A 12,983-nucleotide genomic window follows, 5' to 3' on the forward strand; every position below is an offset into this window, starting at 1 on the left:
ACTTTTAATTTATCTTACAATGAATAATTTTGATTTCCACAATCCGACCCGACTTATTTTCGGGAAAGGAACCATCGCCAAGCTTGGGACGGAAATACCCTCTGACAAACGTATCATGGTATGTTTCGGAGGAGGTAGCGCTAAGAAAAACGGAGTTTATGAACAAGTAAAGAATGCTCTGTCAAATCATTTTAACATCGAATTCTGGGGTATAGAACCGAATCCCGATTATGACACAGTAATGAAAGCGGTTACATTGGCCCGCGACAATAAAATAAATTATCTGGTTGCTGTCGGAGGCGGTTCTGTAATAGATGGTACAAAATTTATCGCACATGCAATCCCCTATACAGGTGAAGATGCTTGGGAATTAGCTATACATCCCGAAAAGATTACAAAAACAACACCTCTGGCGACAGTTCTCACTCTTCCGGCAACCGGATCAGAAATGAACTATCGAGGAGTACTTTCACGCCGACGTACACAAGAAAAAGTTTCATTTATCACTCCTAAATCATCACCTCAATTCTCGATCCTTGATCCGGAAGTAACATATACTCTTCCTAAAAAACAGCTTTCCAACGGAATTGTAGATGCTTTTATGCATATCATGGAACAGTACATGACTACTACGGGAAACGGTATTTTGATGGACCGATGGGCTGAAGGTGTACTGCTTTCTCTCATTGAAATAGGTCCGAAAGTGTTGGAAAATCAAAAAGATTATGACACAATGGCAAACTTCATGCTGTGTGCATCTATGGCTCTAAATGACTTTGTGAGTATGGGTGTTCCGCAAGATTGGGCAACACACCGCATAGGTTATGAACTCACAGTGCTTTATGGCCTCGATCATGCCGAAACGCTTGCTGTCGTATATCCGTCTTTACTCCGTGTTTTGAAAAAACAAAAAACGGAAAAATTGGCTCAATACGCTGAAAGAGTATGGAACATAACAACAGGAAGCAAAGAAGAAAAGGCAGACAAAGCAATCGAAAAAACTGAAGAGTTTTTTCGGCAAATGGGATTGCGCACGCGAATGAGTGAATACGGAATTCCGGCAGAGGCTGTAGATATTATCTACAACAGGCTCAAAGCTCATAATATAGCATACGGAGAAAACAAAAACGTAACAGCCGAAGTAGCACGGGAAATTTATACCGGATGCCTATAAAAATAAAAACTCTTAAGAGCCTGTCTAAATAAAATAGAAAAGCACCGTTTTATCTTGTGTACGAATAAAACGGTACTTTTCATTTATTCTTGCCTGTCACTACTATCCATATTTCGGGTTCATTAAAATTTTCAGATATTTTTATAATTGATTTTCAAATCAATAACCGATTGTAAAGCGTTCGTAGTGATGTGTAGGATATTCAACTTCATCGATCATCGCAACAGCATAATCTTCGACAGAAACAGAGCTTTCTCCCTGATCGTCAACAATCATATTATCTTTGCCTAATCTAAATTTTCCTGTCCGTTTTCCCGGAAATAAATTTGCAGCCGGAGAAAAAAACACCCAATCTACCTCTTTTTCTTTCGATAAAGTATTTAAATAAAACTCTCCCAATGACTTCACTCCCGGTAAAATAGTTTCGGGAATCATCCCTGAATCGATCAAACGGAGTCCCGGTTCGACAAACAAAGTTCCTGCCCCCCCAACCATTAAAAAACGAGGAACTCCCGATTTTTTTACAGCTTCTAAAATTTTCGGATATACAGACAATGTCTCCTCATAAATATCCGGATTATTCCAACCGGGATTATAAGCGCTGACAATAACATCCGCACCTTTACTTAAACGTGCAATCTTGTCAATGTCAGTAACATCGCCTTTTTTCAAGGTCAGATTAGCATCCTTTATCGTGATTTTCTCAGGATGTCGTACAATCGCCGTAACTTGCATCCCTCGATTTAAAGCTTCTTTCATAATGGCAGAACCTACATAACCGCTAGCTCCGATCAAAATAATTTTTTTCATATCTTGTCATTTAAAAATTCATTATATAACAAGATATAAACTACTTCATGAAGGTGAATGTTCAACAAAAAGACAAAAGAAATTTATCCGTTCCGTACAGATAACGCAATAAAAGAACCCAAAGACGTTAATGCTATGCCGCATGTAACACTAATTACGGTATACAAAGAAAAATTCAGCCATTCCCCGGCCTTGAGCAGTAACAGAGATTCACTGGCAAATGTCGAAAAGGTTGTAAAACCTCCGCAAAAACCGACCGTCAAAAACATGCGTACTTCTGCAGACAAATTTTCACAACGGGCAGACCATCCTATCAACAGCCCGATAATAAAACATTCTGATAAATTGACTGCCAAAGTCGCCCATGGAAATGCACTACCCGCCTGACTAAATATATATTTAGATAACAGATAACGGACTATGCTACCCGTAAAACCACCTATCCCGACCCAAAGTGCCAATCTCATATTTACAGAGTTAGTTATCAAAAACAAGTTCTCTGCCCCGATAATTCACATCAACTATACCCTTATCATAAACAAGAGTTCCATTCACATAAGTTCGATCTATCGACATAGGGAAAGTATATCCCATAAACGGAGACCATCCGCATTTTGACAGAATATTTTCTGCCGTGACCGTATAACTCCGATTCGGGTCGACAAGTACCAAGTCTGCAAAATATTCGGGGCGGACATAGCCTCGTTTTTCTATATGAAACAGATCGGCAGGAGCATGACACATGCGCCTCACTACTTGTTCGGGCGTAAAATCACCTTTCTTTACTTTATCCAACATCACCAATAAAGAATGCTGAACTAACGGACCTCCCGAAGCCGCTTTTAAACAAGAACCTTGTTTTTCACTCCAAAGATGAGGTGCATGATCAGTAGCCACCACATCGATTCGTCCGGTTCTTACAGCCTCTGTCAGAGCCAAACGGTCGGCACAAGTCTTAATAGCCGGATTCCATTTTATTCTATTCCCATATTCAGCATAATCGTTATCATCAAAGAAAAGGTGATGTACACATACCTCTCCTGTAATTTTTTTCTCGGACAAGGGAGAATCATCCAACAAAGAGAGTTCTCGTGCCGTAGAAAGATGTAACAAATGCAATCTGGTATTATTCCGTACCGCCAGATCGACGGCTTGTGAAGATGATGCATAACAAGCTTCTGCACTCCGTATTAACGGATGAAAAAGCACCGGCAATTCTTCACCAAAACGAGATACATAATATTCCCGATTAGCCCGGATAATTTCTTCCTTTTCACAATGTACGGCTATCAATGCAGGTATTTCGGAAAAAATCCTTTCCAACGCAACAGGTTGATCCACCAACATATTTCCCGTAGAAGATCCCATAAACAACTTTACTCCGCACACACGTCGGTGATCAATCTTGTAAAGCTCTTCTATATTATCATTCGTAGCCCCCATATAAAAAGAATAATTGGCAACTGAGGTTTCGGCTGCCCGATTAAATTTCCAGTCGAGAGCCTCTTTCGTTGTCGTTTGAGGGTTCGTATTCGGCATTTCCATATAAGAAGTCACCCCGCCTGCCACCGCAGCCATCGATTCGGAATGCATATCAGCCTTATAAGTCAAGCCGGGTTCTCTAAAATGTACCTGATCATCGATAACACCGGGTAGAAGCCATTTGCCAAAGGCATCTACAACCTCATCCGCATTACGCTCCATTTCGATGGTACACTCTTCGGGGTAAACCGCAGCAATTTTATCTCCTTCGATAAGAACCGAAGCTATTCCTGCATATCCTTCATTTATTAATGTCGCATTTTTTATCAGTATTTTCTTCATGATGCCGCATTGCTTTTTTTATGGGGATATTTCTTGAACCAACTGTCATATTTCAATTTAATTACTCCGAAAACAGCCTCTCCGAAAATGCTGCTATTCATTTTGCTAGTGCCCAATACCCGATTTATAAAAATAATAGGAACTTCTACCAACTTGAAGCCACACTTATATGCTGTAAACTTCATTTCTATTTGAAATGCATACCCTTTGAACCTAATATTATCCAAATCGATCGTTTCTAAAACTTCCCGACGATAACATTTAAATCCTGCAGTCGTATCGGCAATATTCATTCCTGTGACAAACCGTACATATTTCGATGCAAAATATGACATCATCACCCGACCCATCGGCCAATTTACGACATTTACCCCCGTTATATAACGAGACCCGATAGCAACATCCGCACCTTTGTTGGCGCAAGCATCCCATAACTTTAAAAGGTCGTCAGGGTTATGAGAAAAATCGGCATCCATTTCGAAAATATATTCATAACCATGAGCAAGCGCCCACTTAAATCCGGTTATATATGCCGTACCCAGTCCCTGTTTCCCTGAACGTTCAATAATAAATAAGCGACCTGTAAATTCTGTCATCAACCGCTTCACTATATCCGCCGTTCCATCCGGCGAACCATCATCAATCACCAAAATATCGAACGCATGTTCTAAAGAAAGAACTTTGCAAATGATATTTTCTATATTCTCTTTTTCATTATAAGTCGGGATAATCACCACCCCGTCAGATTTCACATTCGAGCTCATGAGCCTATCGATAAATCGTTTATTTATCAAAAAATCAATGTGACAAAGATACTACAAATTGAAAAACTACGTAAAATGAATAGTAAATAATGATTAACATGCAATAATTTCTATCTCGCAGTTTGATCAAAAAGATGTATTTTTGTCAAACTTTACGGATGATTATTTCTACAAAATGAAAATCGACTCATTATATACGCTTTTCAATACGCCTGCCCGGCAAAAAGCATTACAAAATCTTGTTGCGGATAACCGGACAAAGACAATCCACATAACCGGACTACAAGGTTCTGCAGCCTCGTTATTGCTCTCGTCACTATCCACTTGCGGAAGGCCTGTCGTTCTGGTTGCGAACGATATGGAAGAAGCAGGATATCTTTATCATGATTTGGTGCAAATACAAGGAGAAGGAAATATCGTATTTTTTCCTTCCGGCTATAAACGTGCCATTAAATACGGACAAGTGGATGCGGCAAACGAAATACTACGGACAGAAACTCTTAACCGTCTGAGGCAGACCGACCGATCTTTGATCGTTGTTACTTGTCCGGAAGCTTTGGCTGAAAAAGTCGTCAGAGAAACCACACTATCTGAGAAAACGATCCACTTGGTAAAGAACGGGAAAGCAGACATCACGAACATTTCGGATATTCTTTTCAAATATGGCTTCGAGCGAGTCGATTACGTATATGAACCGGGACAATATGCTGTAAGAGGCAGTATTCTCGATGTTTATTCTTTTTCTTTCGACCAGCCCTACCGTATCGATTTTTTCGGAGATGACATCGAAAGTATCCGATCTTTCGATATAGAGTCGCAATTGTCCAATGATCAATTCGAAGAGATATTCATTATTCCCAACATGATGAATAACGAAGCTAACGGCATCTCTTTTCTGGAGTTTATCGATCCGAAAACAATTTTCGGATTCAGAGATCTGGCATGGTGCATAGAACGAATCAACGGAATTGCCGGAGAAACTCTGTCCGATCAATTATTGATAACCGAAGAAGGCGATCTTAATGCAGGAAAAAAAATCATAGACCCGGACACATTCCGCAAAAAAATATTCGAATTTAAACGAATCGATTATGGGAATAAAAGTCTTTCCCCAGACGCAGCCATTCTGAGAATAGAATGCTCGCCTCAACCGATCTATCACAAGAATTTCGAACTGGTTATCGATTCGTTCACCTCTTTCTTGAAAGAGGGATATACTCTTTATATTTTAAGCGACAGCGAAAAACAGATACAACGTATTCAAAGCATTTTTGAAGATAAAGGTGAAAATATCTCGTTCACCCCTGTACAGAAAACACTACACGAAGGTTTTATAGACCGGGAATTGAAAGCCTGCTTTTTTACAGACCATCAATTGTTCGACCGATTCCACAAATACAGTCTGAAAAGCGACAAAGCCCGTTCGGGAAAACTTGCTCTCTCACTTAAAGAACTGCAACAAATCGAAATAGGAGATTATATCGTTCACATAGATCACGGTGTCGGAAAATTCGGAGGATTGATACGAACAGAGATCAATGGAAAAATGCAAGAAGTCATTAAACTCATTTATCAAAATGACGACATTCTTTTCGTCAGCATACACGCTCTGCACAAATTAGCCAAATACCGGGCAAAAGAAGGAGAACCTCCCCGAATCAACAAATTAGGGACAGGAGCATGGGAACGGATGAAAGAAAAGACCAAGAGCAAGATGAAAGATATTGCCCGCGATCTTATCAAACTGTATGCCAAAAGAAAAGAAGAAAAAGGATTCGCATTTTCCCACGACACATTCATGCAGCAGGAACTCGAAGCGTCATTTATTTATGAGGACACACCCGATCAATTGAAATCGACAGCCGAAGTAAAAGCCGATATGGAAAAAGAACGCCCTATGGACAGGCTGATATGCGGAGATGTCGGATTCGGAAAAACTGAAATTGCAGTCCGGGCTGCTTTTAAAGCTGCATGCGATAATAAGCAAGTAGCTGTTCTTGTCCCGACTACCGTACTGGCATTTCAACACTATAAAACATTTAGCGAACGACTTAAAGATTTTCCCGTTAAAGTAGACTACCTAAGCCGGGCAAGAACTTCTGCAGAAACACGACAGATACTCAAAAACTTATCAGAAGGTAAAATCGACATACTGATAGGTACACACCGCATCATAGGAAAAGATGTAAAATTTAAAGATTTAGGATTACTTATCATCGATGAAGAACAGAAATTCGGAGTTGCCGTTAAAGAAAAACTGAAACAGATAAAGACAAATGTAGATACTTTGACCATGTCAGCAACACCGATTCCTCGTACTTTACAATTTTCGTTAATGGGTGCTCGGGATCTTTCGGCCATAACGACTCCCCCCCCTAACAGGTACCCGATACAAACCGAGGTTCACGGATTTAATGAAGATATTATCAAAGAAGCCATCAATTTCGAAATGAGTCGAAACGGCCAGGTATTTATCGTCAATAACAGAGTAAAACAGCTTTATGAACTGGAAAATCTCGTACATCGCCTTGTTCCGGACGCCAGAACAATTGTAGGTCACGGACAAATGGAGCCCGAAAAACTCGAACAAGCAATTATCGATTTTACAAATTACGACTATGATGTATTGATAGCGACCACCATCATCGAATCGGGAATCGACATGCCCAACACCAACACGATTATTATCAATAATGCTCAAAATTTCGGTTTAAGCGAACTTCATCAATTACGGGGACGTGTAGGCAGAAGCAATAAAAAGGCTTTTTGTTATCTCCTTACTCCACCATTGCGAGAACTGAGTGTGGATGCCCGCCGCCGATTACAAGCGATAGAGAGTTTTTCAGAACTTGGAAGCGGAATACATATCGCCATGCAGGATCTGGATATTCGAGGAGCAGGGAATTTATTGGGGGCAGAACAAAGCGGATTCATTGCAGACTTGGGATATGAAACCTACCAAAAAATATTGAAAGAAGCTGTAGAAGAATTGAAAAATGAGGAATTTACGGATGTTTATAACGAAAATAGCGTGGTTCTTCCCGGCGAACGAGAAACATTTGTCAGCGACTGCACCATAGAATCAGACATGGAACTATTATTTCCCAACAGCTACATCCCGAATGACTCGGAACGGATTTCCCTCTATCAGGAGTTGGATAATATGGAACGAGCCTCGGACATACAAGCATTCTCAGCAAAACTGGAAGATAGGTTCGGACGCATACCTCATGAAGGGAAAGAGCTTATCCGTATCGTTACCCTCCGACAACTGGCCAAACAGTTAGGTATGGAAAAAGTAGTATTGAAACAGGAAAAGATGAATCTGTTTTTTGTTTCGGATAATAACATCCGCTATTTTCAGTCTCCTGTTTTCGGTAAAGTATTAAGTTATCTGCAAAAGAATCCCCGACAGTGCCAACTGAGGGAAATCAAGGGAAAACGATCTATATCTATCACCCATATAAAAACGGTAGAAGAGGCGGTTCTTACGTTACAAAATATTCTGGAACAAGAAGAATTATAAATTTGCCTTCCCATGGAAAAACACGGGCGTATAAATATATTCGTAAATGTACTATTATCAGGTATATTAAGCCTAATAACCGCATTTGCAGGTATGTTGCCCTCCATTATACAACATGGGGGATATTTTGTCTCAAAAGCAGATTATATTACTCAGCAAATACCGTTTATACTTGAGACTAAACGAATTTCTCAACGGGGATGCCCTACTGGAGTTGGAATTCATTTTTAGGAGACAACTTTTTAGGAGGATATGCCTTTTATACTGTGGGAAGTCCATTTGTCTGGATAGCTACTTTATTTCCTGAAAACCATATCCTACAAGGAATTACTGCTTCAATCTTATTAAAATTTTTCGTCTGCGGAATTACCTCTTTTCTCTATTTCAGAATTTTTATAAAGAAGCCCATATATGCAATTATAGGATCGCTGCTATATACATTCTCCTCGTTTACGATTTTAAATACGCAATTTAATCATTTTACCGATGTTATAGCACTTTTTCCCTTAATTCCGACAGCTTTGGAATTACGACTCTACAAAAAGAAACGGATTCCGGGATTACTGACCTTTGCCGTTTTCATCAACCTGCTCACCAATTATTTATTTTTTCGTATCTTCAGGAATATTTATCGTAATTTATGCTCTCTTCAGATTCAAATCGGGAGATTGGGCTGGCAATAAACGAAACGATTATTCGGCAATACTCATCGAAGGAATTTTAGGAATATTATTAACTGCATTTCTGATACTTCCGGCATGGTATAAAATCTCAGAAGCTCCGAGAGTCGATAGGATTTGGAAATTCAAAACAGGCATATTCAACATATTAGAACGTCTCAGGGCCTTATTCATGCCGGCAGGAAGTCTTGAAATCCCTGCCTTTTATCCCCAAATTCTCAACTGGAGTTCAATAGGTGCTTTTCTACCGATCACAGGCGCAATACTGGCAGTTTCATTCATTCGGCAGCATCCCCGTAACTGGTTGTCTCAACCTCTGATATGTCTGGTCATTATTTCTCTGATCGCACCGTTAAATGCCTCTTTCAACCTGTGGAGCAACTATTCATATACCCGTTGGTGGTACGCTTTGTCTCTTATTTTAGCACTTTCTACAATAAACATATTGTCGCACCCCGATAAACTGTATAATCCCATTTCTCATAAATATTTCTTATATATTCTCACATTCCTCATTCTGATTACCGTTCCTTTTATTTCAGGACAATTTATCTGCGAAAAAGGGTGGTTCGGAGAGATGTTCTCATCACGATGGACAAATTGGTTCGGAAGATATACCGACACGAATAAACTGATATCAGGATATTCAACCATTTTGACCATAATAAATTATCTTTTACTGTTCGTCATAATCAATTATCGTATATCCTCCAAAAATCTGCTGTTTATCACATGTCTTGCTTCTGCAATAAATATGGGAAGCTTTGTCGAAATAAATAACCGGATAGACGGAGTCAACAACAGCGATCAGAGTTTAACCGTTTTTCTGACTGACTCTATTCATAATATATCTCCCCAATATGAATATCGGATAGACTTCGATCCGGCAAACCACATGAATATGGGGTTATATCAAAATGAACCTGCAATATCGGTATTCCACAGTTTGCAAAGTCGTTCTCATGCAGATTTCATAAGCATTTCGGGATATATAGAAAATATAAAAAGCCCCACCAACGAACCGTCATTAGAAAACCGGGAATATACTGATGCATTATTATCGGTACGTTACTTTTACAGATATGTACCTTTTAACACAAAATATATTCCCGAAGGATTCCGATTAAAAAAGAAAAACAACAAATCTGAAATATACGAAAATCAAAATTTTATTCCTTTCGGATTTACTTACGACAGAGCTATAAACCGGACAGAATTCGACTCGATACATCAGACCGATCCTCAAAAAAATCGATGTAACATTCTCTTGTCCTCTATCGTTCTCGAAAAACAGGATTGGGAAAAATACCGCTCATTATTTCAATATACAAAAATAGACACCAGTATGGATGTTGCGCAGCTTTCCCGAAAAAGAAATGAAATCGTATGTTCTTCATTTCACGGAAACTCAACCGGATTCACTGCCGAAATTAATTTACCTAAAGAAAATCTTATTTTTTTCAGTGTTCCGTACGATTCGGGATTTTCGGCAACCGTTAACGGAGAAAAAAGAGAAATTATAAAAACAAATATTTCGTTCATGGCAGTAAAAGGAGATAAAGGTAAAAATACCATAAATTTCACATACGTTCCTCCCGGAATAAAAGATGGTATTCTAATTTCTACTCTCGCCTTGATTTTTTTCATTATTTATATAGGAAAACAGATTCTCTATTCTTCTAAAAAACGAAGACTCTCCACTTTAGCAAGCCGTGAACGGAGATAATCGACAGCCGATCGACGCACACGAAGGGTCATATCACAATCTAAATTAAAATATTGAGAAATTATAGTAACATTATCCTCTTTTACAATACGCATCACATCATTCAGAAAAGGATATTCAAACGCCACACGTATCTCATCCTCAACAAGGCATTCGATTATTTCATTCGCCCGGATCGCTTCGGCAGCAGCTTCACGATAAGCGACGATCAGCCCGCTCGTTCCCAATTTTATTCCTCCGAAATAACGAATTACGACAATCAATATATTCGTCAGTCCGAACGAATTGATTTGTCCGAGTATAGGTTTTCCAGCTGTTCCCGAAGGTTCTCCGTTATCATTCGAACGAAAATCCACACGTTGATGTCCCAGCATATACGCCCAACAAACGTGTCGGGCATCATAATACTTCTTCTGATATATTTCAAGGTTTTCCTTAACTTCATCTAACGTAGAAACCGGAACTGCAAAAGAGATGAACTTACTCATTTTTTCTTTATACAACCCCTCAGAAGTTCGGGCTATCGTTTTATACGTATCTTCCATATCACAAAGATACGATTTTCAACATCAATAAAAAACAGCTACCCTCATGGATAGCTGCATTATTCTATAAATAATTAACAAATTCGTATCGAGTAAAACTCAGACAGGCTCTTAATCCCGGTCATTATCCATATCGATCACATTGAAATTCATATCGAATTTGATTTCCCAGAAATTGGACAACTTTACTTCATAATCGTAACGGTCTCTCTCGATACTAAGTACCTTCGCTTCGGGATAGTTCGTTTCTACATATTTTTTTATAGGGGCTGGAATAACCTTAGCCGGTACAACAGTTGACTTACAGTTCACTTCCGTCCATTCGCCCTTCTTATCGAATTCAAGTTTGTCTCCATTATTAAAAACCACATCATAAGATTTATCGAACAACTCGGTCTCCATTTTCACAAAAGCGATTTTAGCTTTCGGGAAATGTTGTTTTACAAATTTTTGTGCCGCTTGAGGCAACTGAGTAAAATTAATCGGCTTATCATTATCTGCCAATGCTACTTGAATAGAAAATACACATACGAATAAAAAGATCAACTTTTTCATAATCTGAAATTTTAAAGGTTACTACTGATTATTTTTATTTCTTGATACAAAGATTAGACACAATTCTGAAAAGATTCTGGAATTTTCATCCTGTCTCGAAAAAAAATAAAAATAATTTTTATGCAACTCGACTTATTATACAGATTCAAAAAACTATTTATATTCTAAGTTAAAACCTTGCGCTTTTAAATAACCTTCCATATCATATTTCAATGCTTCCCGATAGTAGTCAAGCATGTGAGCGCACCAATCATTATCAGTCTTCACTCCCGCTCTGCAACCGTTATATTCACAAATTAAACGATCGTAGGTTAATAATTCCTCCGTCATATCATCGGTTCGATAATGGTTTTTATGTATCAAGACCGATAAAGGCTGTTTCGGTTTCAGATCGGGAATCTCCCGAGGATAACCGATAGAGAGTCCGCAAGCAACAAATACCCCCTTCGGAAGCTGCAAAACTTCTGCGACACGAGCCGGATCGGCTGTTCGGGCATACCCGATACAGCAGCTTCCCAGACCCAAAGATTGTGCTGCAACCACGGCATTCTGCATTGCCAGAGCCGCATCGATCAATCCGATCATTACTCCGTCCATTTTATCCTGAATACGGGGAAAATCGAGCTCCTTGGCTTTTGCCAATAGAGACACTTTATTAAAATCGACACAAAAAACCAGAAATACGGCAGACGTCTTTATTTGCTTTTGACCGATAATTTCATATAGCAGTTCTTTTTTTTCCTGATCTTCTACCGCAATAACCGAATATTGCTGACCGTTGTAACTGGTCGGTGTACTCGCTATCGCCCGATAAATCAAATCAAGCTTTTCCGGTTCTATTTTTTCCCGTTCATAACGTCGAACCGAAGTCCGTTTCAACAAGACATCTTCTATAACTTTCATTCTACCTCCTCACATTAACAAATTAAAATCTGAACATCAAACACATTGACGAAAGATATTGTTTATAAACAGGCCCTTACTTTACAAGACGGCAAGACGGGTCATTCAATTCCATCAGACCGATCTGCATATAATCCTGCATCATATCTCTCGGTTTTTTAATTTCATCGTTCCACATAGCTATATCTATATCTAAAGGAACAATTCCTACCTTTTTACCGCCCGGAGTACGTCCGGCAGCCTTTTCCATTTCCTTAAAAATACGAAATAAATCTTCAAATTCCAATTCCGTTTCCAAAACGCCTACACAATTGTGGTAATTCGGCTGAGGAATACTGCTCACCGGAACGGTTTCATAACAAGAAGAGAATTTCGCAGACGAGACTAATCCCCGAATCTCCACACAACTTTTTTTCACTAATAATTTTCCTCCGGGAACATTCGATCCCAAACAAACAATTGCCCTGTTCATCGTA

Annotated in this window: 12 protein-coding genes; 4 read left to right on the top strand and 8 right to left on the bottom strand. The window is 39.2% G+C overall.

Features of this window, described 5'->3' with window-relative positions; all coding sequences use genetic code 11:
* The first annotated feature begins 19 nt into the window (after positions 1 to 19).
* The gene (locus tag AC0UMU_RS01420) at positions 20 to 1,174 is read left to right on the top strand and encodes an iron-containing alcohol dehydrogenase (RefSeq protein ID WP_022391018.1); all 1,155 of its coding nucleotides are present in this window, start codon (positions 20 to 22) and stop codon (positions 1,172 to 1,174) included.
* A 159-nt stretch (positions 1,175 to 1,333) separates the two neighbouring features.
* Here AC0UMU_RS01420 and AC0UMU_RS01425 read toward each other — a convergent pair whose 3' ends face one another.
* From AC0UMU_RS01425 to AC0UMU_RS01440, 4 genes are all read right to left on the bottom strand, one after another.
* Positions 1,334 to 1,984 (bottom strand): NAD(P)-dependent oxidoreductase, encoded by a 651-nt coding sequence (locus AC0UMU_RS01425; protein WP_009317358.1) that lies wholly within the window; start codon positions 1,982 to 1,984, stop codon positions 1,334 to 1,336.
* Positions 1,985 to 2,067: 83 nt separating this feature from the next.
* Positions 2,068 to 2,451 carry a fluoride efflux transporter CrcB gene (gene crcB / locus AC0UMU_RS01430; protein WP_009317359.1) on the bottom strand — a complete coding sequence of 128 codons (384 nt, stop codon included), beginning with the start codon at positions 2,449 to 2,451 and terminating at the stop codon, positions 2,068 to 2,070.
* A gap of 10 nt (positions 2,452 to 2,461) precedes the next feature.
* The gene (locus AC0UMU_RS01435; protein ID WP_278715044.1) at positions 2,462 to 3,808 is read right to left on the bottom strand and encodes a dihydroorotase; all 1,347 of its coding nucleotides are present in this window, start codon (positions 3,806 to 3,808) and stop codon (positions 2,462 to 2,464) included.
* Positions 3,805 to 4,572 (bottom strand): polyprenol monophosphomannose synthase, encoded by a 768-nt coding sequence (locus AC0UMU_RS01440; protein WP_009317361.1) that lies wholly within the window; start codon positions 4,570 to 4,572, stop codon positions 3,805 to 3,807. Before AC0UMU_RS01440 ends, AC0UMU_RS01435 begins: the two co-directional genes overlap by 4 nt.
* Positions 4,573 to 4,747: 175 nt before the next feature.
* Between AC0UMU_RS01440 and mfd the strand changes: the two genes are divergently transcribed.
* The 3 genes from mfd (at position 4,748) to AC0UMU_RS01455 (ending at position 10,504) form a co-directional block, all read left to right on the top strand.
* Positions 4,748 to 8,098, top strand: coding sequence for a transcription-repair coupling factor (mfd, locus tag AC0UMU_RS01445; RefSeq protein WP_288640329.1), 3,351 nt, complete (start codon positions 4,748 to 4,750; stop codon positions 8,096 to 8,098).
* A 200-nt stretch (positions 8,099 to 8,298) separates the two neighbouring features.
* Positions 8,299 to 8,781: a YfhO family protein gene (locus AC0UMU_RS01450; protein WP_288640246.1), complete on the top strand. Its 483-nt coding sequence runs from the start codon at positions 8,299 to 8,301 to the stop codon at positions 8,779 to 8,781.
* Positions 8,669 to 10,504: a YfhO family protein gene (locus AC0UMU_RS01455; RefSeq protein ID WP_472300232.1), complete on the top strand. Its 1,836-nt coding sequence runs from the start codon at positions 8,669 to 8,671 to the stop codon at positions 10,502 to 10,504. Before AC0UMU_RS01450 ends, AC0UMU_RS01455 begins: the two co-directional genes overlap by 113 nt.
* On the opposite strand, the gene AC0UMU_RS01460 is transcribed toward AC0UMU_RS01455, so the two are convergent.
* From AC0UMU_RS01460 to AC0UMU_RS01475, 4 genes are all read right to left on the bottom strand, one after another.
* Positions 10,450 to 11,049 carry an IMPACT family protein gene (locus AC0UMU_RS01460; RefSeq protein WP_270737239.1) on the bottom strand — a complete coding sequence of 200 codons (600 nt, stop codon included), beginning with the start codon at positions 11,047 to 11,049 and terminating at the stop codon, positions 10,450 to 10,452. The two genes, AC0UMU_RS01455 and AC0UMU_RS01460, sit on opposite strands and share 55 nt — an antisense overlap.
* Positions 11,050 to 11,160: 111 nt before the next feature.
* A complete protein-coding gene (locus AC0UMU_RS01465) occupies positions 11,161 to 11,604 on the bottom strand; it encodes a PepSY-like domain-containing protein (protein WP_022391012.1) in 444 nt (147 codons plus the stop codon).
* A 153-nt stretch (positions 11,605 to 11,757) separates the two neighbouring features.
* The gene (locus tag AC0UMU_RS01470; RefSeq protein ID WP_278714657.1) at positions 11,758 to 12,507 is read right to left on the bottom strand and encodes a nitroreductase family protein; all 750 of its coding nucleotides are present in this window, start codon (positions 12,505 to 12,507) and stop codon (positions 11,758 to 11,760) included.
* Between the two features lie 76 nt (positions 12,508 to 12,583).
* Positions 12,584 to 12,979 (bottom strand): 2-amino-4-hydroxy-6-hydroxymethyldihydropteridine diphosphokinase, encoded by a 396-nt coding sequence (locus AC0UMU_RS01475; protein ID WP_009317367.1) that lies wholly within the window; start codon positions 12,977 to 12,979, stop codon positions 12,584 to 12,586.
* Positions 12,980 to 12,983: the final 4 nt, after the last annotated feature.

The sequence above is a fragment of the Coprobacter fastidiosus genome (assembly GCF_982245605.1).